The following is a 22,432-nucleotide window of genomic DNA, read 5'->3' on the forward strand; positions in this document are numbered from 1 at the left end:
TTTAGAAGTTTGGTTTTCTCTTTTCTAAAAAAGCACCAACGCCTTCTTTTTTGTCTTCAAGACCGAATAGCGCTCCAAAGCTTTTAATCTCTTGGTCGAAACCAGCTTTGCCATCATCAGATTTGTTAACCGCTTCAATAGCTTTTTCGATTGCTAAAGGAGAATTCTTTGCAATTAATTCAGCTAATTCAGTTGTTTTTGGTAAAAGTTCTTCTTGTGAGAATACTTCGTTAACCAAGCCAATTTCTTTAGCGCGTTGTGCAGAAATCATTTTAGCAGAAAAGATCATTTCGTTTGCGATACCTTTGCCAACCAATTTTGGAAGTCTTTGTGTTCCGCCATAACCTGGAATTAATCCTAAAGTTACTTCTGGAAGACCAAGTTTTGCGTTGTCAGATGCATAACGAATGTGACAAGACATTGCCAACTCTAGACCACCACCAAGCGCAAAACCATTAACAGCTGCGATAATTGGTTTGTTGAAATTTTCAATTTTGTTGAAAATCATATTTTGATTATCTCGTGATAAAGCTTCGGCTTGAGCAACATCGAAATCCATAAATTCTTTAATGTCTGCACCAGCAACAAAAGCCTTTTCACCAGAACCTGTCAGAATGATTGCTCTAACTTCTTTGTCTGTTGCCAGACTGTCCAAAGCTGCCGAAAGCTCAGTAAACACAGGCTTGTTAAGAGCATTTAAGCTTTGAGGTCTATTTATGGTGATAACAGCAATTCTATCTTTTTTCTCTAAAATGATATTTTCAAAATTCATTCCTTTTCTCTTTTGAATGCAAAATACTAAAATTTACTTAGTTGTAAACAATAATATTCTTTTTTTTAATAAAAATTTAAATAAATATAAGAATATTTTTAAGTTCTCTGTATTTAAAAGTTGTAAAATTTTGATTTTTGATTTTTTGGTGTTCGTTTTTTTTATTTTTCCTATTAATAGCTTTCAATAATTCTATCAAATATTAAGACAGATTCTGTTAAATATCGTTTCAATTGATTATTTTTGTAAACATTTAAGAATGAATATTAAATCAAATTAAAATTTAAAAATGAGTTACATTTCTTTTATCGATGCTAGACAAATTCTAGATTCTAGAGGTAATCCAACAGTAGAAGTTGACGTATTTACAGAAAATGGCGCAATGGGTCGCGCAGCTGTGCCTTCTGGCGCATCTACAGGTGAGCACGAAGCGGTCGAGCTTAGAGATGGTGGAAGCCTATATTTAGGAAAAGGTGTTCTAAAAGCCGTAGAAAATGTAAAAGAAATTATTGCTCCAGAATTAATTGGTCTTCCAGTTTTTGAGCAAAACCTTTTGGATCGAATTATGATTGATCTAGATGGTACTAATAATAAAGGTAATCTTGGTGCTAACGCAATTCTTGGTGTGTCTTTAGCAGCAGCTAAGGCGGCAGCTAACGAATTGAGAATGCCACTTTACAAATATATTGGTGGTGTTAATGCTAACACGCTTCCTGTTCCGATGATGAATGTTATCAATGGTGGTTCTCACTCTGATGCTCCAATTGCTTTCCAAGAGTTTATGATTATGCCAGTTAAGGCAGAGTCTTTCTCAGATTCATTAAGAAAAGGAACTGAAATTTTCCATACTTTAAAATCAATTTTAAAAGGAAGAAACCTTTCTACAGCTGTAGGTGACGAAGGTGGTTTTGCACCAACCTTCAACGGAACAGAAGATGCATTAGATACTTTACTACAAGCAATCGAGAAAGCTGGTTACAAGCCAGGTGACGATGTGATGTTAGCATTAGACTGTGCTTCGTCTGAGTTCTATGTTGATGGAACTTATGATTATAGAAAATTCGAAGGAGAAAAAGGTGCTCACAGAAGCAGAGAAGAGCAAGTGTCTTACTTGGCTGAACTTTGTGCTAAGTATCCAATTATCTCGATTGAAGATGGTATGCACGAAGATGACTGGACTGGTTGGAAGATGTTAACTGACAAAATCGGTGACAGAGTACAATTGGTTGGTGACGATTTATTCGTGACAAATGTTGAGCGTCTTGCTAGAGGTATTAAAGAAGATACAGCGAATTCAATTTTGGTTAAAGTAAATCAAATTGGTTCACTTTCCGAAACGATGGCAGCTGTACAAATGGCTCAAAACAACAAATACACTTCAGTAATGTCTCACAGATCTGGTGAAACTGAAGATGCTACAATCGCGGATCTTGCGGTAGCGATGAATTGTGGTCAAATTAAAACTGGTTCTGCGTCACGTTCAGACAGAATGGCGAAGTACAATCAATTGATCAGAATCGAGGAAGCTTTGGGAGAAACTGCAATTTTCCCAGGAATGGACGCTTTCAAAGTAAAAAGATAATAAGTTTTAACAAAATTTTAAAAGAGCGAACTTTCGCTGTTCGCTCTTTTTTATGTATATTTAAACCAAAATTATATAATAATGTCAGATAATAAAGTTATATTGAATTACGATGGTAATTCTTATGAATATCCAATCGTTGACAGCACTTTAGGTGATAGAGGGATTGATATTTCAAAACTAAGAGACCAAACTGGTCTTATCACTTTAGACTTGGGTTACAAAAATACAGGTGCTACACTTAGTGATATCACTTACCTAGATGGTGACAAAGGCGAATTGTACTACAGAGGTTATCCAATCGAGCAAATTGCTGAAAAATCAAACTTTACAGAAGTAATGTATTTGTTACTTCACGGTGAATTACCAACTGATAATCAGTTCACGACTTTTGATAACAATATCAAAAAGTACAACTTCGTAGCAGACGAAATGAAGAAAATCCTAGACGTTTTCCCTCGTTCTGCTCACCCTATGGGCGTTCTTTCTTCTCTTACTTCGGCTTTAACAGCGTTCAACCCGAAAGCCGTTAATGTTAATTCTAAAGAAGAAATGGATCATGCAGCAGAATTAATGCTTGCTAAATTCTCTCACCTTTGTGCTTGGACTTATAGAAAAACACAAGGTTTGCCAATCAACCACGGCGATAACAGCTTAAGCTATGTAGAGAATTTCTACAGAATGGCTTTCAGATTACCAAACGAAGAGTTTGTAATGGATCCAGTTGTTGTTAACGCGTTAGATAAATTGTTAATTCTTCACGCTGACCATGAGCAAAACTGTTCTACATCTACTGTAAGAATGGTAGGTTCTGCACATACAGGATTGTTCGCTTCTATTTCTGCTGGTGTTTCTGCACTTTGGGGTCCACTTCACGGTGGTGCCAACCAAGCTGTAATCGAAATGTTAGAAATGATTGATGCTGATGGTGGTGATGTTAACAAATGGGTAGAAAAAGCGAAGAGCAAAGATGATAGCTTCAGATTGATGGGCTTCGGACATAGAGTTTACAAAAACTTCGACCCAAGAGCAAAAATCATCAAGAAAGCTGCTGACGATATCCTTAACGCATTAGGAATCCACGATAAAGCTTTAGATATCGCTATGCAATTAGAAAAAGTAGCATTGGAAGATGATTACTTCGTATCTAAAAAATTGTATCCAAACGTAGATTTCTATTCAGGAATTATCTACAGAGCATTAGGAATCCCAACAGAAATGTTTACAGTAATGTTTGCATTAGGAAGACTTCCAGGATGGATTTCTCAATGGAAAGAAATGAGACTTCACGGAGACCCAATTGGTCGTCCAAGACAAGTATATCAAGGAGCAAAAGTAAGAGATTACGTTGCTATGAACGATAGAAAATAATTGATTCAAATAATTGAAATAGAAAACTCCCAAAGCAATTTGGGAGTTTTTTTACGTTTAAATTTTAACCGTTAAAAAAAAGCTTTTTAAGCTTTCAAAATTTGGAATGCTTTTGCTTTTATTCAATTGATTTTCTGGAAGATAACATGTTGAGCGAAACGCCACTTAGTATTAAAATAATTCCAAGTAATAGATTCCTTGTAAAATCTTCATTAAAGAATAAAACGCTGACAGCTACGGCGATAACTGGTTCTAGAGCGCCCATAATTGCAGTTGGTGTCGAGCCAATTTTTTGAATGGCTAATACCAAAGCAACACTTGATATTAATGTCGTAACAAATGCAAAAGTCACGAAATTGAAAAATATCGAATAGCTCGGAATCGCAAGGCTTTCTTTTAAAACTAAAGATTTTATCAAGAAATAAATCGAGGTGAAAAACATCGAATAAAAAGATAATTTAATGCCTGAAACGCCAATTTTTGCTTTGTTAACAATGATGATATAAAGTCCATAAAACAAAGCGCTCAGCAAGACAATTCCCAATCCTAGAAAATTTATTTCGAGACCATTTCCTTTTAAGCATAAGACGAAAACTCCAACAAAAGTTAGAAGTAAAGAAAGGATGCCGAGTTTTGAAAGTTTTTCACCATAAAATAAAAACATGACCAAAGCTACCAAAACAGGATACACGAATAAAACGGTTGATGCGATTCCTGCCGAAAGATAATCGTAACCAAGAAATAGAAATTCTGAGGAGAGTGCGTAGAAAACGCCCAGAATTGACAATACTAAAAACTCCCATTTGTTGATTTTGAAACTTACTTTTTTAAAAATTAAATAAATCCCAACCATTAAAGCCGAAAACAAAAATCGATAAAACAATGTAACGTCCATCGAAAAGTTGATTTGCTTCATCGGTAGTATAAAAATCGGAATTAGTCCATAAGAAATGGCAGAAATTGCCGCCAAAATGTAACCTTGTGTCTTCATTTTTCTTGTTAAAACTTTGCAAAGCTACAACTAACTGTCTACATTTAGTCTATTATTCGGCTTTTTATAGCTTTTCGAAATTTTTTCTGAAACGACCTATTTTTTCCAGCGAACTGCAAAGTTTTGGATAAAATTTTCTATTAATGATTTATTTCTGTATTTTTTTCTTTTTATTAAAGTCTTGTTTAGATGATATTCCTCATGTAGACGCTTTTGAAGATGCGATGCAATCTGTATATTTGTGACAGACGAGAATTTTATGAAGCTTAATATTAAAAACGAAACAGGAGTACTGAAATCTGTTGTTTTGGGACAACCAAATTCTATTGGTGGTGTGCCAAAGCTAGAGGAAAGTTATGATGCAAAGTCTTACAACACGATTCTTAATAACATTTACCCTACAGAGGTTGATGTTGTTGCAGAAATGACAGCGTTTGAAAAAGTGCTTCTAAAACACAATGTGAAAGTCTATCGCCCAGAAGTTATCGAAAACTATAATCAGGTTTTTGCGCGCGATGTTGCTTTTGTTATTGATGACAAAATGATTATTTCTAACATTATCGAAGACCGCGCCGACGAGCAAGAAGCTTATCGCAAAATCTTCGAAAAAGTGGCTTGGCGCAATATTATTAATTTGCCCGAAACCGCGCATATCGAAGGCGGTGATGTTATTGTTTGGGGTGACTTTATCTTCATTGGGACTTGTTACAGTCAAGATTATAGAAGTTACAAAACGGCGAGAACTAACGAATATGCCATCGAAATCCTAAAAGAATATTTTCCTAAAAAACGTATTCTTGATTTCGAATTAAAGAAAAATGATACCGAACCTTATAAAGGGATTTTGCATTTGGATTGTACATTTAACCCAATTGGAAAGGATAAGTGCATCATCTACAAAGATGGTTTTGTAGACGAGAGCGACTACCAATTGATCATTGATATTTTTGGAGAAGAAAACTGCTTCCACGTTGATGACCAAGAAATGTTCGAGATGGTTCCGAATGTATTCTCGATTTCGCCAGATGTTGTTGTGTCGGATGAAGCTTTTACAAGAATGAACGATCATCTTCGTGATGTTTGGGGAATGACTGTTGAAGAAATTCCGTACAGAGAAATCTCTAAAATGGGCGGTTTGTTACGTTGTTCTACTATGCCTTTGGTGAGAGAATAAAAATTTTACTTGCATAATCAAAATTTAGTTAATACTTTTGCTTTGTAATTCTGAAACAAGAATTACGCTTATCCAGAAAGATGGAGGGAATTGACCCGATGAAATCTTGGCAACCTGCAAATGTAAGGTGCCGCATTCAACCTCAAGATTTGAGGAAAGATAAGTCAGAGACACTTTTTGAAAAGTATTATAAAAAATATTCAAAAAACTCTTTCGACTTGTCGGAAGAGTTTTTCTTTTTCCGGCAATTGCTCGACATCTTGGATAAGTATTTAGTTGATTAACAATTTAAAATTTATACAAAATGAGCAATTTAAAATTCGAAACTTTACAAGTACACGCAGGACAAACTGTTGACAGAGATACAAACAGTCGCGCAGTTCCTCTTTACCAAACAACTTCTTATACCTTTAACGATGCGCAACACGCCGCAGATCTTTTTGGTCTCAAAGCTTTCGGAAATATTTACACCCGAATTATGAATCCAACAACTGACGTTTTCGAAAAGAGAATTGCAGCTTTGTATGGTGGCGTTGGTGCTTTGGCAGTTTCTTCTGGCCACGCAGCGCAGTTTATTGCGATTACTAATATTTTGCAAAATGGAGACAACTTTGTTACGTCGCCTTATTTGTATGGTGGAAGTCATAATCAATTTAAAGTGAGTTTCGCAAAATTTGGGATTGAAGCGCGTTTTGCAAAAGATGACAATGCTGAGGATTTTGAAGCTTTAATTGATGAGAATACCAAAGCTTTGTATGTGGAAACGATTGGTAACCCAACACTGAATGTTGCAGATTTTGAAGCGATTGCAGCAATTGCTGACAAGCATAATATTCCTTTAATTGTTGATAATACTTTTGGTGCTGGTGGTTATTTGTTTAATCCTTTTGAGCATGGCGCTAGCATTATTGTAGAATCGGCGACAAAGTGGATTGGTGGTCATGGTACCAGTGTTGGTGGCGTTATCGTAGATTCTGGAAAGTTTGATTGGGCTAACGGAAAATTCCCGTTGTTATCTAAGCCGTCAGCTGGTTATCATGATTTGGTATTTACAGATGTTTTTGGTGTTAATTCAGATTTCGGAAATATTGCATTTATTATCAAAGCTAGAGTAGAAGGGCTTCGTGATTTTGGACCAGCGATTTCGCCGTTTAATTCGCATCAATTGTTGTTAGGTTTGGAAACTTTGTCGCTTCGTTTGGAAAGAACAGTTTCTAATGCTCAAAAATTGGCTGAGTTTTTAGAAAAAAATCCAAGTGTTGAAAAGGTAATTTATCCAGGTTTGGAAAGTTTTACTGATAAGGAAAATGCTAAAAAATATCTAAAACGCGGTTTCGGAGGTGTTCTTAATTTTGAAATAAAAGGCGGAAAAGATGCTGCTGTTAAATTCATTAATTCGTTGAAATTGGCGAGTCATCTTGCGAATGTTGGTGATGCTAAAACTTTGGTTATCAATCCGTCATCAACAACGCATGAGCAGTTGAGTGAAGCGGAGCAAAAAGCTGCGGGAATTACACCTGGACAAATCCGAGTAAGTGTTGGTATCGAACATATTGATGATATAATCGCTGACTTCGAGCAAGCTTTTGGCTAGTAAATTAGACATTCTGATGCGAAGCATAGTATTCGGCGTGTTAATTATTACAACTATTTTAGACCTAAACATTGTCTCTTTTTTAATATTGGTTTAATTCCTAATTTAAATTGGAGAGATTTCTTTGTGGCGTAAAAATCTTATAAAAATGAAATTGAAATTTTACTCACTAAAGAACTTTGTTTCTGTCTTCGCACTTTTTGGTGCTGGTTCAATGTTTAACGCGCAGATTACGCCAGACAAGTATTCCATTCCATCGATTTCGGAATATTATATGTCTTTTGCGGATCCAAGGGTTTTAATGCCAAACACAACGCCGTTTAGCGTTAACATGACTATTAATGGAGATCCTAAAACACAATTAGGTTTTAGCTGGTTTACCAATGATGTTACAGCAAACGAAGGCGGCGTTGTACAAATTGTTGCAAAAGCGAATGCTACGGAAAGCGATTTTGCTGGTGCTTTGGAGTTGCCTGCTACTGAGAAAAAGTTAACACTTAACTACATGAATGCTAGCAACAACATTAGACCTTACGATTATTTGGCTTATGCTGCTAACAAGTATGACAAGATCACTTTGGGGAATACACGTAATTATATTTCTCACAAAGCATTGGCGACTAACTTAACGCCAAATACAGAGTACTCTTTTAGAGTTGGAACGTCGAAAGGCTGGAGCGAAATAGGAAAGTTTAAAACCGCGCCTGTTGAAAATGTATTTTCGTTTAACTATACAACAGATACGCAAGCTAACGAAATGTATATGTTCGACATATCACAGCAAACAGTGACACAAGCGATGGAAATGTTCCCGAATGCTTTGTTTAATTTGAATACTGGAGATTTTATCGAAACATCTTCTACGTCAACAACATCGGCTACATCTTCTTCGGAATGGGAGTGGGAAAGATGGTTTGCAACAATGCAAAAACATTGGATGAAAATGCCAATCGTACCAGTTTTGGGAAATCATGATGTGAGTAATGTTGACAAAAATTTTGAGCAACACTTTAACACGGATACGAGTTATAATGTTAATAACGCTGATTTCAAAACAAAAATTGATGGTACTAACTATTCTTTCGTGTATGGAAATACATTATTCATGGTTCTTAACTATGAAGAATATGCTACGAATGGATATTTAGAAAATCTAGGAAAGTGGATTGATGAGCAAGTTGCTGCACATCCAGAGGCAAAATGGAAAGTTTTGGCTTCGCACAGAAATGTTTACACAGGTGCTTCGCATCACGCAGATAGTGATTTGGTAAAAATTAGAGAAGCTATTGCACCAATTATCGATAAAAACGAAATCGATGTTTACTTCCAAGGTCACGATCACGTGTATGAAGTTATTGGACCTGTATTTGACAAAAAAGTGGTTCCAAATTCTGTAACTGAGGTTGAGCAAGTTGCTGGTGGAACAAACAGCAATATGAATGGTAAAGTTGGTGGAACTTACAATGTTTATAAAGGGACTTTATACATGGTAAACAATTCGGCTGGTAAAAAGAAATACCAACCTAAGACCAGAGCGCAAATGACGGCTGCAGAATCGACAACCAAAGTGCCTAATTATTTTGACTTGTTTACAGGAAGATTGGGGCAAACTGATGAGCCAACTTTTAGTAACGTGATTGTTACTGACGAAAGCATCAGAGTGACAACTTACGCTGTTACAGACAAAGGTGAACCTTACTTCTTTGACGAAATTAAAATTGTTAAAAAACAAGGTTCGACGCTTGGTACAAATGCTACAGATAAAAAATCTGACATCAAAATGTATCCTGTTCCGGCAAGTGATATGATTACAATTGATGCTGAAGATATCAAACAAGCGGATTTCTACGATATGGCAGGAAAAATGGTATTGACATCTTCGCACAACAAAATCGATGTTCGCAAATTGGACAGAGGTGTATATTTGGTTCGTGTGATGTTAAAGAACGGAACAACATCGACGCAAAAGATTATTATTAAGTAAGAAATCTTATTAGACAATTAAAAGGAGGCTCTAGAAATAGAGCCTTTTTGTATTATCTTTGCTGAACAACTAAAAATTATGCAGACAACAAATACTGTTTTGATGGTTGAGCCGATAGCTTTCGGTTACAATGCACAGACCGCAGAGAATAACTACTTCCAAGTGGAACAAAAAGGCGCTGAAGTTCAGGAAAAGGCTTTGGCAGAATTTAATGCTTTTGTTGAAAAACTTAAAAGCAAAGCTATTAATGTTATAACTGTTAAAGATACTTTGGAGCCACATACACCGGATTCAATTTTTCCAAACAATTGGGTAAGCTTTGCAGAAGACGGTACAGTAGTTTTGTATCCGATGTTTGCACCTAACAGAAGAGTAGAACGTCGCGAAGATATTTTGGAGCAAATTAAAGCTAAAGGTTTTAATATCAATAAAATAGACGACCGAAGTGGTGCTGAACAAAATGAAAAATTCTTGGAGGGAACAGGAAGTATGATTTTTGACCACGAAAACAAAATCGCTTATGGTTCGGTTTCGTTAAGATTGGATGAGAAATTGTTCCGTGAGTTTTGTGCAGAATATGGCTATACGCCTGTTGTCTTTCACTCTTTCCAAACTTTTGAAAATGAGAGACTTCCTATCTATCATACCAATGTTATGATGTGCGTTGCTGATCGTTTTGCAGTTATCTGTCTAGAATGTATCGATGATGAGGACGAAAGACAAGATGTTCTTAGTAGTCTTGCTGATTCTGGAAAAGAAATTGTGGAGATTACCGAAGCACAAATGCAGCAGTTTGCTGGTAATATGTTGCAAGTTAGAAATGAAGAGGGTAAAACTTTTCTTGTGATGAGTAAAACGGCTTATAAGTCTCTGAATAAAAGTCAAATAGCTCAAATTGAAAAGTATTCTGAAATTATTTATTCAGATTTAGAAACGATTGAAACCAACGGCGGCGGAAGTGCTCGCTGTATGTTGGCGGAAGTCTTCCTTCCAAAGGCTTAATTGCTACTGTTAAAGAATCCCTAGCCCTGATGGAAGCGGCATCCTTTTGCGTTGGAGTGAGGCGGCGGAGCGTAGCGGAGCCGTCCGAGCGACAATGCTAAAGATATAGCGAACAGCAGGATTAGCTCCTAATAAACCAAAAAAACTTCAGTACAGGCTGAAGTTTTTTTGTTGAAAAATTTAATATAAATAGATTAACGTGTTCTTGAATTGATGTCGTCAGCAGCGCTATCGATGTCTCTTACCTTTTTAACTTTTTGATTTCCAAAGTTATAAGTTACACCAAATGTGAAGCTTCTTCTGTAAGTGTCATTTTCGACATAATTGTAGTTACCGCTGGCTTGTGTGTCATCGATTTTAATAATGTTTGTTCTAAGGATGTCATTCATATTAGCTGTGAATGTCCAATTGTTCCAAACTTTCTTAAGGCTTAAATCAAGACTCGAAATTGGTTTTAGAATTCCTAACTCGATTTGTTGCTTTTGCATATAGAAGAAGTTGATACCCGCGAACCACGTTTTTGCTTTGTCTAGACGAATGTTGTTATTGGTTTTAATTAATAAACTGGTTGAGTTTGCCTTTTTAACATAAGCTGGGAAAACGTCGCCTGAAGTTGGATCTACACTTAAGCTGCCATCAACGCGATTGTGCTTAGCGCCAATTGTAATGTTACTGCTCCAATATTGTTTGAAGAAAGATTTTTGCATTCCTAGCATTGCAGACATTTCTTGCTTGTCGCCAAAATTGGTTCTTATGTAACGCAATTCGTTATTGATGCCAACGGTGCCGTCTGGATGTGTCGGATTCCCTTGCAAAGGCACTTGCGTGATAACATCTTTGTAATATGAGTGGCTCAAAATCAAGAAATAAGCGCTTTTGTACATGTATGTCAACTCTTGGTTGTAAGTGGAAGCCGCTTTTACAAAAGGATTGTTTTGCGTATAATTGGTATCCGTCAATATATTTCTAACAGGGTTAAGCTCCCAGAAGTTTGGTCGGCGCATTCTGCTAGAAAATGCATAAGAGATATTATTCTTGTCATTAATGGCATAGTTCGCGCTTAGGTAAGGCAAGAAATTTTTGTAATTCTGTTCTACTCTTGCCATATCTGGACGGTCTACAGGTGGATGATCTGATGTCCCAACACTATTTGTTATTTCGTAGCGAGATCCGATTTTACCAGATAACTTATCCGAAAATTTCTTTTCTAAAGTCAAATACATTCCATAGATATTTTCGTCGTAAACGAAGTAGTTAGGATCAGATTCTGGACTTTTTGCTGGAATGATAAAAGTTGTCTCGTATTTGGTGTTGTTATCGGTTTTAGTTTTGTTGTAATTGCCTCCGACAGAAAGTGTTAAGTCGTTTTTAAACTTCTTGATGTAATCTACCATTGCAGAGAAGTTGTCAATTTTTTGTGGAATATCTTGTACCACATATTGTGCAACATCGCCATAAGTTCCGTCAATATCAGAAAGTAGCGTATTGTTAACCGAGTTTTGGATACGTTTGTATTTTAGATAAGCTGCGTTTAGGTTTAATTTGCTTCCCAAAGAATCTGTTTTTAGCTCATAGTTAAGATTCCAAGAGTTGTTGTAAGAACGGGAATTATCATGGTTGAAGGATCTCGTATAAATAGATTTTTCGTTGCTATCAGTCAGGGTATTGAATAAATCGATTGTCGTATTTTTGCTTTTGCTAGCCCACGTATTCCAAGTTAAAGCCAGGTTGCTTTTGTCGGTCAATTGATAATCGATGTTAAGGTAACCACCAAGATTTTTTTCTGGTTCTGTTACATTACCTACGGAAGTAGTTGATCCTGTTTCGTTACCATTTTTCAAAACATAAAATTGCGCGTCATTGTCATCACTTCCTGAAAGATTAGCGCTAATGCCGAGTTTGTTTTTTCTGTAGTTAAGCGATACACTAGACGAAGAGCTGTTGTATTTTGCTTGGGTATTGGTCATTCTAAAATTCCCATTGAGTCCATCAGATGTTTTTTTCTTTAAAACAATATTGATGATTCCGTCTGAAGCCTCTACTTGATATTCGCTGCCTGGCATGGTGATGACTTCGATTTTTTGAATGTTTTCTGCTGGTGTATTCTTAAGAAACTGCGTCAAAGAATCGGCATCCATATTGGTTTTGCGACTGTTAAGATAGATGATGGCGTTGCTTTTTCCCGCAATAGTCAAGGTTTTGTCATCCGTTGTTGAGATCAGCGGCGTTTGTTTTAACAAATCAAAAGTTGTATTTCCTTTTGCGACTGGCGATGCAGCAACGTCATAAACGAAACGGTCGCTTTGTTTTTTGAAAACTTGTTTAGTTATCGTTACGCTTTCGATTTCTTTGGTGTTTTGAGCTTTTGCAGTATCGGCTGGCTTTTGTTGAGCGATTGCCATTCCACTGAAAAAAATTGCGGCGATTAGTATTGGCGTTTTCATATTGTTAAAATTTTTAGTTACGTGTGTATGTTAATATTTGATAAAGCAAAGATATATATTAAAATTAGTATTATGCAATACAAAGTACTAAAAATATTTTTATTTAAATATTAAATGACTGATTATCAATTAATAAAATTTTAAATAAAATCTGATGCTTTATACAATTAGACAACAAGTTTTATTGTTTTGTTACAACAAGGCACAAAAAAACATCGAATTATTTTTCGATGTTCTTAATATTTTGAGTTTTAAAATGTTAAAATTAAAATCTATTCGCGGTTTTTCTTTGCTAGCTTTTTCTCGACCCAAATTGTTGCAAAAGGGAAGAACGCCGAAAGTAATGCGAAGACAAAATCTTCATCATCCCAATTGTAGATTTTTCTTGCTGGTAAACACAACAAAAGATAAAGCGTAAAAAACAAACCATGGATATTCCCAATAATAATAATGAAAACCGTTGGCAAAATTCCGTCTTGGTCGTAACGCTTCCATATCATTGCAAAACCATATAATAACAAACACGAAATGGCTTCGGCAACACAAACTTGTTTAAACCATTTGATGATTTTTTCTTCTGGATATTTTGAAAAATATTTTTCGATGTAGTTCATAATTAATTGGCTAATGAGCTTATTCTAACTCATATTCTAAAACTATTTTTTTACTTTAAGTTTTATAAAATCTAAAAACTGACTTTGCTGATCAACAAACAAATAATGCGAGCAATTATCAAGAACTTTAAAATTGTTTGTACCTACAATATTACGCAAATCCGTTAACTGTTTCTCCGAAAAGATAGCGTCATTTTGTCCATAAATAGCAAACAGAGGGATTTTCTTTTTCTTAATTTCTAAAAGAACAGCTTTGTTATCGAGATTACTTTGAGTTTCATTTTTATAAAATAACAAAGGCGAATTTTGATTTTTAAAATTGCTTTTGTAAAACTCAGAATTTTCAAATTCTTGCCTCAGAGTTTGACTTTCTTTGGTTGGATTTGGCATCGAAAAATATCCCAAATCACTAGCGATATCATAAGTTTTCTTTCTGTATTCAGCTGAGTTTTTGCTGAGAGTTTCGATGTTATATATTTCTTGAAGCTTATTAGCATTATTCTTAAAGGCTATTTTGGCACTTCCTAAAATATGATCATAAGTCTCTTGTTGCGAAATCAAAGCACCTGCAAGTATGAGAGATTTTACTTTTTCGGGATACTGATTGGTGTAAAGCGTCGCCACAATACCTCCAAAACTATGCGCCAAAATGTTGGCTTTCTCCAAATGATACAACTTGTAGATTTGGTTGAGGTCATCAAAACTTTCTTTAAAAGTCATTGTCGCATTATCATCTTTGGAGCGACCTTCGCCACGTCTGTCATAGACGATAACATAAAAACCTTTATCTGCTAATTTTTGCGCTGTTGTGGCTTCAAACAAATTAGAGTTCCCACTGGGACCGCCGTGGATAAAAATAATCGCAGGATTTTTTTTCTCACCATAAGGTTTGGAATAAAGATTTTGTGCCTTCGAAATTCCTAAACAGACAAAAGAAAACAGAATGCTGAAAAGTAGTTTCATATTTAAAACTTATAAACTTATTCCTTCTCTATCTCACCAATTTTAGTGTCGATAAATTCGTAAGCTCCATCGACATACTCAGAGCTTTCCATTTTGTATTTCACCGTTTTGCTTGTAGGGAAGTTGTAGGTATAGACGTCTGTATCTCCAGAATCGAAATGAAGTTCGTAATATTTTCCATCTTTAACCCACCATTGTCCTCTTTCAACATGACTGTTAGAAATACAATTCTTGGTCACAGTGAACATCAATGTAAAAGTACCATCAGAAAGTCGATTCATTACCCAATACTTTGTAATGCCATCACCCTGACTTCCTGTTTCGCTACCAGACCAAATGCCATTTAGCTTTGGGTCGATTTTGTTTTTCGTAGATTTCTGTGCGAATGTTAAAACGCCAAAACTTAATAATGTTAATAGTATAAGATTTTTCATAATTTTTATTGGTATTCGATTGAAATTGTCATTTTACTTTTTACAGGAATAGAAGCATAGGCTGCGGGCTTCCATTTTGCGGATTTTACAAACTTAGTAATTTGCTCATGCATAAATTCTGTAAAAGCGTAGTTTTTCTTATTTTTAAAATCGGTGTTAATATAGATGTTAGAAGCCTTTCCGTCAGTATTTAATACAAAAGAAACATGTGAATAAGACTTTCTTTCATCCTCTTTTTTAAAATTAAATTCTTTGGGATAAATTATTTTTTTCTCTAAATCCAAATGCAATTGGTGAAACATTTCAGATATGTCTTTTGCGCTTGCATAACGGGAAGTGCGTTCGCATTGCTCAAATTCGAAAATGTATTGTGGATTCTTTTTAAGAAATGTTTTTAAAGCTTCTTGTTTGCGGCTTACAAAAAAGGCTTCCCCGAATTTCTGTTTTGACAACCTCGTCATCTCTATTTGATAACAATTGGTAGGAAGCCCAAAGCAATTTCCTAAAATATAGCCACCATAACCGATGTTATACTTTCTAAGTTCGGCAATAAGTTCTTTTTCGGCTGGAAAAAAATCCGAACCAGAAGCAGGTGTTGTAGTAGACAAAGAATATGTGAAATTGTACTTCGAATCTTCTTCGGCTCTTTTAGAATCTTGTTTACATTTTTCTTCTAGTAATTGTAATTCCTTTTGATAATATTGTCTGCGAACTTTTGTGATCGAGTCCAATTCTTTAGGATTATTTGTTTGAGAAAAAACAAAGCTTGATAAACATAGAAACGAATAAAGTAGAAATCTTTTCATAAATTTTATTTATAAAAATTGCTTCCGTCAAGATATTCAAAAACTTCGGGCGGAAGCATTGGACGGACGTTTTTACCTTCTTTAATCATGTTTCTAATGTCGGTTGCAGACAACTCGATGATAGGAGCATTGATCAGAATAATGTTTTCGCTTTCAACACTGTAATCGCCGTTTTTTCTTTCACCCTCAAACAGTCTTGGATAGACAATTATTTGGTGATTCTTGATTAAAATATCGGCGTTTTTCCATTTGTGAAGTCCAGCCAAATTATCTTCGCCCATAATCAAACTAAATTGAATATTCGGGTATTTTTCGTGGAGATATGTCAGTGTATCAATGGTGTAACTTGGCTTTGGAAGAGAAAATTCGACATCCGAAGCACGCATTTTTGGATAATTTTTTATAGACAAATTCACCATATCCAATCGGTTGTGATCTGCGAGAAGTGATTTTTTATCTTTAAATGGATTTTGAGGACTTACCACAAACCATAATTCTTCCATGTCGGATTTTTCCAAAATATAATTGGCCAAAATCAAATGTCCAATATGTATCGGATTAAATGAACCGAAAAATAAACCGATTTTTTTCATTGCTAAAATTTAAGAATGAAACATGACGTCTCTGATATTCAAGAAATAAGAAACGTTGCCTTTCCAATGGTTTTCTTCCACCGTGAAAGCCATATCGAAAGATTTAGTTCTAAAATCTTCGGCGTATTCTCCAAGTTTAAAACCAATACATTCGATATTTCGGTTGGTGCTTGGTTGGTGGATAAAGAATTTGAGGTGATTGCCATCTTTGCCCATCAATCTTACATAACCTGCAACTTTCAAATCTTTTAAAACCAAAACTGGCTTCATATTTCTTGGTCCGAAAGGCGCCAATTTTCTATGGAAATTATAAAACTCTCGGTTAAGGTCGTCAATGTTAATAACGCTGTCGATGTAGATAGACGGTTCCTTTTGATGTTCCTGAATATGGTCGCGAACATAACCTTCGAACATAATTTTGAAAACTTCAAAATTCTCTTTGTCCATCGACAATCCTGCTGCTGCTTGATGTCCTCCGAACTTCTGAAACAGCTCCGAACAATAATCCAAAGCTTCATGAATATCAAAATCCGAAACCGATCTTGCCGAAGCAACCATCTCGCCATTATTGCCGTCCGTGAAAACTAAAGTAGGTTTAAAGTGACTTTCGATCAATCGCGAGGCAACAATTCCGATAACGCCTTTGTTCCAAGACGGATCGTAGACAATCGTAGCAAAAGTATTTTCCTTAGATGTTTCAACCTGATTCATCGCCGATTGTGTAATCGTGTGATCCATCTCACGGCGTTCGTCATTTAGGTTAATGATTTCATCTACAATCTGTTGCGCTTGCTTTAGGTTGTCGGAGATCATCAATTCTACAGAAGCTTTCGCGTGCGAAATCCTTCCTGCAGCGTTTATTTTTGGTGCGATGTCAAAGACAATGTTAGAGATTTCGAAATGTGCCAATTTTTCTTCAGGAATCAATAATCGCAAACCGTGCTTTCTTGTTTTGCGCAAGAATTTTAGACCTTGCTTTGCCAAAACGCGATTCTCGCCAGTCATCGCAACAATATCCGAAGCAATGCTAATCGCCAACAAATCTGTTAACTCGAAAAGTTCACTTTCAGGAATTTTATAGATGGTATTAAGACCTTGGCAAAGTTTGAAACCAACACCGCAGCCACTCAATTCTTTGTATGGATAGCGACAATCTTTACGCTTGGGATCGAGGACAGCCACAGCCTTCGGAATTTCGTCGCCCGGCAAATGGTGGTCGCAGATAATAAAATCGACGCCCAATTTGTTCGCATATTCGATTTTGTCAATAGATTTTATCCCGCAGTCCAAAGCGATAATCAAGCTAAAACCGTTTTCCTTCGCAAAGTCGATACCTTCTGTCGAAATACCGTAACCTTCTACATTGCGATCTGGGATATAAAAATCAAGATATTTTTTGTCAACGATTTTGCTGAGGTACAGATACATCAACGCCACCGAAGTTGTTCCGTCCACATCGTAATCGCCGTAGACCAATATTTTTTCGCCATTTTCAATCGCTGTAGCGATACGTTCGACAGCTTTTTGCATGTCCGCCATCAAGAACGGATTATGAAAATCGTTGGCGTTAGGTTTAAAGAATTCGCGGGCACTTTGGTAATTATCGATGCCCCGCAAAACGAGAAGTTTGGATTCTAAAGTTCCAAATCCTATTGAGGAAATGAGACCGTCTACAATGTCTTCATCGGGCTCTGGTTTAAAAATCCATTTTTGACTCATAGTTACAAATTTAGTCAAAAATTTGCGGTTAAAGAAATAGATTTTTTCTTGGGCAATTCCCTCGCCCCAGCTTAGCCACCGCTCGGGTCGGGCTGTTCGCTATATCTTGGATGTGGAGCTTGGTCGGCTCCGCTACGCTCCGCCGCCTCGCACCACACTCAAGGATGCCGCTGCCATCCCTATTGCAGAGATGGCAGCACAATATAAAAAGTCAAAATAAATAGTTCTCTTTTTTTAATTACGAATTATGAATTATTTTTGCCAATAGCCAATAGCCAATAGCCAATAGCCAATAGCCAATAGCCAATAGCCAATAGCCAATAGCCAATAGCTAAATGCTTTCCTAAAACACCGCTTCCACAATCCTCTTCGTAATGTCACTTTTTCCCATCGTGTAATAATGCAAAACGGGAGCGCCTCTTTCCAAAAGCTCCTTACTTTGTTGGATACACCATTCGATACCGATTTCTTTTACAGCTTTGTTATCTTTACTTTTCGCTACTTCGATCACCAAATCGTTCGGAATATCCACCTTAAAACGGTGCGGAATCATACTCAACTGACTTTTCGTTACCAAAGGTTTTAATCCTGGAATAATCGGAACATTTATCCCTTCCTCACGGCATTTATCAACGAATTCAAAATACTTTTCATTATCAAAAAACATTTGCGTCACGATGTAATCCGCACCCGCTTCCACTTTCTTTTTCAAATATTGCAAATCCTGCGAAAGACTCGCCGCTTCCATGTGTTTTTCGGGATAGCCAGCGACGCCGATGCAAAAAGTGGTCGGACAAGAATTTTCCAAAGATTCATCCAAATAATCCCCAGAATTCAAACCTTGAATCTGCTTCACCAAATCACTCGCATTAGCATGTCCATTTTTCTCAGGCTTAAAATAAATCTCAGATTTCACAGCATCTCCACGAAGTGCCACCACGTTTTCAATACCCAAAAAATCTAAATCAATCAAGAAATTTTCGGTGTCTTCACGACTAAATCCTCCGCACAAAATATGTGGCACAGCATCCACTTTGTACTTATTTTGGATTGCCGCGCAAATCCCCACCGTTCCAGGGCGTTTTCTCACCACTCGCTTTTCCAAAAGTCCGTCTTGACGCTCGATATATTCGTATTCTTCACGGTGATAAGTCACGTCGATAAATGCAGGGTCAAACTCCATCAATGGATCAATTCCATCAAAAATCGACTTTATGTTTTGCCCTTTCAGAGGCGGCAATATTTCAAAGGAAAACAATGTTTTTCCGTTCGCTTTTTCAATATGTTTTGTTACTTTCATAGTATTTTTTTTATTTGGGCGTATCCCTCGCCAAGCTTTTCCAGCCGCTCGGGTCGCTACGTTCGCTACTATCTTTTTTTGGTGACTTCGGCTCCGCTCAGTCACCAAAAAAAGGATATTCGCTACCATCGCTTACGCGGTTTGTCGTTTAGTATTTAGTTTATGGTTTTTAGTATTTAGCTTTGATTTATACTTTTTAACACAATGAAAAACAAAGTTTAATTCACTTTTAACTTAGAAAACCACTTCCTTTATTTAACAGAAACAAACTTGTATTTCTTTATTAAATATCACGCTTTTGTTTACCTTTAAGAGGTTTAAAAAAGAGTTTCCTCGTTTAACTTTATTTGCCCGAACTCATCTTGTTTTTATTCATTAAATCCAAAAACAAAGCACCAACAACCAAACACTCATTACACATCCGAGAGATTCGGAGCTAACCATTTTCTTGCAAATTCTATATCCACATTTTTTCGTTCGGCGTAATCCTTCAATTGGTCTTCCGAAATTTTTCCAACCCCGAAATACTTTGATTTAGGATTTCCGAAATAGTATCCCGAAACTGCTGCTGTTGGCCACATTGCCAAACTTTCTGTTAAGCTAACGCCGATACTTTCTTCCACTTTTAATAAATCCCAAATTGTCAATTTTTCCAAGTGGTCTGGACAAGCAGGGTAACCGGGAGCTGGACGAATTCCTAAATATTTTTCTTTAATCAAATCTTCGTTGTCCAAAGTTTCGTCTTCCGAATAACCCCAATATTCTGTTCTCACTTTTTTGTGCAGATATTCGGCAAAGGCTTCTGCAAAACGGTCTGCCAAAGCTTTCACCATAATTGCATTGTAATCGTCGTTTTGGTCTTCATATTCTTTTGCTAATTCGTCTGCTCCGAAACCAGTACAAACACAGAAAACCCCAAAATAATCTTGCTTACCGATGTTTTCCGGTGCCACAAAATCCGATAAAGCAAAATATTCTTTACCAGCCGATTTTTTATGCTGTTGTCTCAACGTTCGGAATGTTGAAATCACATTTTGATTCTCGTCATACACCAAAATATCGTCTTGTTCATTAGCGTTTGCGGGGAAAATTCCGAAAATACCTTTTGCTTTAAAACTTTTTTCTTCAAGGATTTTTTTGAGCATTAATTTTGCTTCATCAAAAAGTATTGTTGCTTGTTCACCAACTATTTCATCCGTCAAAATATCTGGAAATTTCCCAAACAACTGCCAACTTCTGAAAAACGGTGACCAGTCGATAAAGTCAATTAAATCATCCAACTTTTGGTCTTCAATAATCGTAATTCCCAATTTTTTCGGAACCGAAATGTTTTCGTTTTCCCAATCGATTTTAAACTTCTGTTCCCGCGCTTCCGAAATCGAAACATATTCTTTATCGACTTGACGATTCAAGAATTTTTCACGGAAATCTTCGTATTCTTTTTTCAAATCCAAACCATAAACATTGGATTTTTCTTTGTTTAATAAAGAACTCACCACATTAACCGCTCTGGAAGCATCATTAACATGGATAACTGTGTTTTTATACTTTGGGTCAATTTTTACCGCAGTGTGCGCTTTGGAAGTCGTTGCACCACCGATCATCAAAGGGAAATCAAGGTTTTGTCTTTCCAATTCTGCGGCGATATGCACCATTTCGTCCAAGCTTGGCGTAATCAAACCACTCAAACCAATAACGTCCACATTTTCATCAATCGCAGTCTGAATTATTTTTTCGGCAGGAACCATCACACCCAAATCCACGATTTCGTAATTGTTACAGCCCAAAACAACGCTCACAATATTTTTTCCAATATCGTGAACATCACCTTTTACGGTTGCCATCAAAACTTTTCCGTTAGTAGGTTTGCTACCATCTTTTGCAGCTTCAATAAATGGTTGTAAGTATGCAACCGCGCGCTTCATTACACGAGCAGACTTTACTACTTGCGGCAAAAACATTTTTCCACTTCCGAAAAGGTCCCCAACAACGCCCATTCCTGTCATCAAATTAACTTCGATAACGTGAAGTGGTTTTTCTGCTTGTTGACGGGCAATTTCTACATCTTCCTCGATAAATCGGTCGATTCCTTTGACCAAAGCATGGGTAATTCGGTCTTGCAAAGGAAGTTCTCGCCAAGACAAATCTTCGACTTTTTCTTTCTTTGTTGATTTATGCGTTTCGGAATAATCGAGAAGTCTTTCGGTGGCATCATCGCGACGGTCAAGCATTACATCTTCTACCAATTCCAATAACTCTTTCGGGATTTCGTCATAAACTTCCAACATTGTCGGGTTTACGATTCCCATATTCATCCCGTTTTTGATGGCATGATACAAGAAAACCGAGTGCATCGCCTCTCTCACGCCATCATTCCCACGAAACGAAAACGAAACATTAGAAACGCCGCCGCTCACCGAAACATGTGGAAGATTTTCGCGAACCCATTTTGTTGCTTCAATGAAATCAATCGCATTGCGACGATGTTCTTCCATTCCCGTTGCTACAGGGAAAATATTCAAATCGAAAATAATATCCTCGGCAGGGAAACCAACTTTTTTGACCAAAATATCATACGAACGTTTCGAAATTTCTATTCTTCGTTCGTAATTGTCAGCTTGTCCAACTTCGTCAAACGCCATGATAATCGCCGCCGCACCATAACGTTTTATAGCTTTTGCGTGTTTGATGAATTCTTCTTCACCTTCTTTCAACGAAATGGAATTCACGACAGGTTTTCCTTGAACAACTTGAAGTCCAGCCTCCAAAATTTCCCATTTTGAAGAGTCTATCATAATCGGAATTCTCGCAATATCCGGCTCCGAAGCGATAAGGTTGAGGAACTTCACCATCGAGGCTTTTCCGTCCAATAATCCATCATCGAAATTGACATCCAAAATCTGGGCGCCACCTTCAACTTGATTTCTGGCAATATCCAAAGCTTCCGCAAATTTTTCCTCCTTTATCAAGCGAAGAAATTTTTTGGAACCCGCAACATTGGTTCTTTCACCAACGTTGATAAAGTTGCTTTCGGGTGTTATGATGAGCGGCTCTAATCCGCTGAGTTTTAAATATTTCATATTATGATT

17 protein-coding genes and 1 riboswitch are annotated in these 22,432 nt (G+C 36.6%); of the genes, 6 read left to right on the forward strand and 11 right to left on the reverse strand.

Going from position 1 to position 22,432, the window contains the following annotated elements; genetic code table 11:
• Position 1: 1 nt before the first annotated feature.
• The gene (locus tag Q1V95_RS12230) at positions 2-772 is read right to left on the reverse strand and encodes an enoyl-CoA hydratase-related protein (RefSeq protein ID WP_300674359.1); all 771 of its coding nucleotides are present in this window, start codon (positions 770-772) and stop codon (positions 2-4) included.
• 289 nt (positions 773-1,061) lie between these two features.
• Between Q1V95_RS12230 and eno the strand changes: the two genes are divergently transcribed.
• Both eno and Q1V95_RS12240 read left to right on the forward strand, forming a co-directional pair.
• Positions 1,062-2,354 carry a phosphopyruvate hydratase gene (eno, locus tag Q1V95_RS12235; RefSeq protein ID WP_300674360.1) on the forward strand — a complete coding sequence of 431 codons (1,293 nt, stop codon included), beginning with the start codon at positions 1,062-1,064 and terminating at the stop codon, positions 2,352-2,354.
• Positions 2,355-2,435: 81 nt separating this feature from the next.
• A complete protein-coding gene (locus Q1V95_RS12240; RefSeq protein ID WP_300674362.1) occupies positions 2,436-3,725 on the forward strand; it encodes a citrate synthase in 1,290 nt (429 codons plus the stop codon).
• A 118-nt stretch (positions 3,726-3,843) separates the two neighbouring features.
• Here the strand turns inward: Q1V95_RS12240 and Q1V95_RS12245 are convergent, their stop codons facing one another.
• Entirely contained in the window at positions 3,844-4,716 is an 873-nt protein-coding gene (locus Q1V95_RS12245; RefSeq protein WP_300674364.1) for a DMT family transporter, read from the reverse strand.
• Positions 4,717-4,975: 259 nt separating this feature from the next.
• Here Q1V95_RS12245 and Q1V95_RS12250 point away from each other — a divergent pair, with 259 nt between their 5' ends.
• The 4 genes from Q1V95_RS12250 to ctlX all read left to right on the forward strand — a co-directional run bounded on the left by Q1V95_RS12250 (position 4,976) and on the right by ctlX (position 10,470).
• Positions 4,976-5,890, forward strand: coding sequence for an arginine deiminase family protein (locus Q1V95_RS12250; protein WP_300674430.1), 915 nt, complete (start codon positions 4,976-4,978; stop codon positions 5,888-5,890).
• A 65-nt stretch (positions 5,891-5,955) separates the two neighbouring features.
• Positions 5,956-6,056: riboswitch (SAM riboswitch) on the forward strand.
• A 138-nt stretch (positions 6,057-6,194) separates the two neighbouring features.
• Positions 6,195-7,484, forward strand: coding sequence for an O-acetylhomoserine aminocarboxypropyltransferase/cysteine synthase (locus Q1V95_RS12255; protein WP_300674366.1), 1,290 nt, complete (start codon positions 6,195-6,197; stop codon positions 7,482-7,484).
• A 148-nt stretch (positions 7,485-7,632) separates the two neighbouring features.
• Entirely contained in the window at positions 7,633-9,468 is a 1,836-nt protein-coding gene (locus tag Q1V95_RS12260; RefSeq protein ID WP_300674368.1) for a metallophosphoesterase, read from the forward strand.
• Between the two features lie 78 nt (positions 9,469-9,546).
• Positions 9,547-10,470, forward strand: a complete 924-nt coding sequence (ctlX, locus tag Q1V95_RS12265; protein ID WP_300674370.1) for a citrulline utilization hydrolase CtlX — start codon at positions 9,547-9,549, stop codon at positions 10,468-10,470.
• A gap of 194 nt (positions 10,471-10,664) precedes the next feature.
• Here ctlX and Q1V95_RS12270 read toward each other — a convergent pair whose 3' ends face one another.
• From Q1V95_RS12270 to metH, 9 genes are all read right to left on the reverse strand, one after another.
• Positions 10,665-12,914: a TonB-dependent receptor gene (locus Q1V95_RS12270; RefSeq protein WP_300674372.1), complete on the reverse strand. Its 2,250-nt coding sequence runs from the start codon at positions 12,912-12,914 to the stop codon at positions 10,665-10,667.
• Positions 12,915-13,186: 272 nt separating this feature from the next.
• Positions 13,187-13,528, reverse strand: coding sequence for a DUF3817 domain-containing protein (locus tag Q1V95_RS12275; RefSeq protein WP_300674375.1), 342 nt, complete (start codon positions 13,526-13,528; stop codon positions 13,187-13,189).
• 42 nt (positions 13,529-13,570) lie between these two features.
• Positions 13,571-14,491 (reverse strand): alpha/beta hydrolase, encoded by a 921-nt coding sequence (locus Q1V95_RS12280; RefSeq protein ID WP_300674377.1) that lies wholly within the window; start codon positions 14,489-14,491, stop codon positions 13,571-13,573.
• 17 nt (positions 14,492-14,508) lie between these two features.
• Entirely contained in the window at positions 14,509-14,925 is a 417-nt protein-coding gene (locus tag Q1V95_RS12285) for a hypothetical protein (RefSeq protein WP_300674380.1), read from the reverse strand.
• Between the two features lie 5 nt (positions 14,926-14,930).
• A complete protein-coding gene (locus Q1V95_RS12290; RefSeq protein ID WP_300674383.1) occupies positions 14,931-15,731 on the reverse strand; it encodes a hypothetical protein in 801 nt (266 codons plus the stop codon).
• 5 nt (positions 15,732-15,736) lie between these two features.
• Positions 15,737-16,324, reverse strand: a complete 588-nt coding sequence (gene nadD, locus Q1V95_RS12295; protein WP_300674386.1) for a nicotinate (nicotinamide) nucleotide adenylyltransferase — start codon at positions 16,322-16,324, stop codon at positions 15,737-15,739.
• Between the two features lie 9 nt (positions 16,325-16,333).
• Positions 16,334-18,043 carry a single-stranded-DNA-specific exonuclease RecJ gene (recJ, locus tag Q1V95_RS12300; protein WP_300674389.1) on the reverse strand — a complete coding sequence of 570 codons (1,710 nt, stop codon included), beginning with the start codon at positions 18,041-18,043 and terminating at the stop codon, positions 16,334-16,336.
• A gap of 343 nt (positions 18,044-18,386) precedes the next feature.
• Entirely contained in the window at positions 18,387-19,343 is a 957-nt protein-coding gene (gene metF, locus Q1V95_RS12305; RefSeq protein WP_300674392.1) for a methylenetetrahydrofolate reductase [NAD(P)H], read from the reverse strand.
• A 413-nt stretch (positions 19,344-19,756) separates the two neighbouring features.
• Positions 19,757-22,423 carry a methionine synthase gene (metH, locus tag Q1V95_RS12310; protein ID WP_300674394.1) on the reverse strand — a complete coding sequence of 889 codons (2,667 nt, stop codon included), beginning with the start codon at positions 22,421-22,423 and terminating at the stop codon, positions 19,757-19,759.
• Between the last annotated feature and the right edge of the window lie 9 nt (positions 22,424-22,432).

Source organism: Soonwooa sp. (genome assembly GCF_030151385.1).
Classification (GTDB): Bacteria; Bacteroidota; Bacteroidia; order Flavobacteriales; family Weeksellaceae; genus Soonwooa.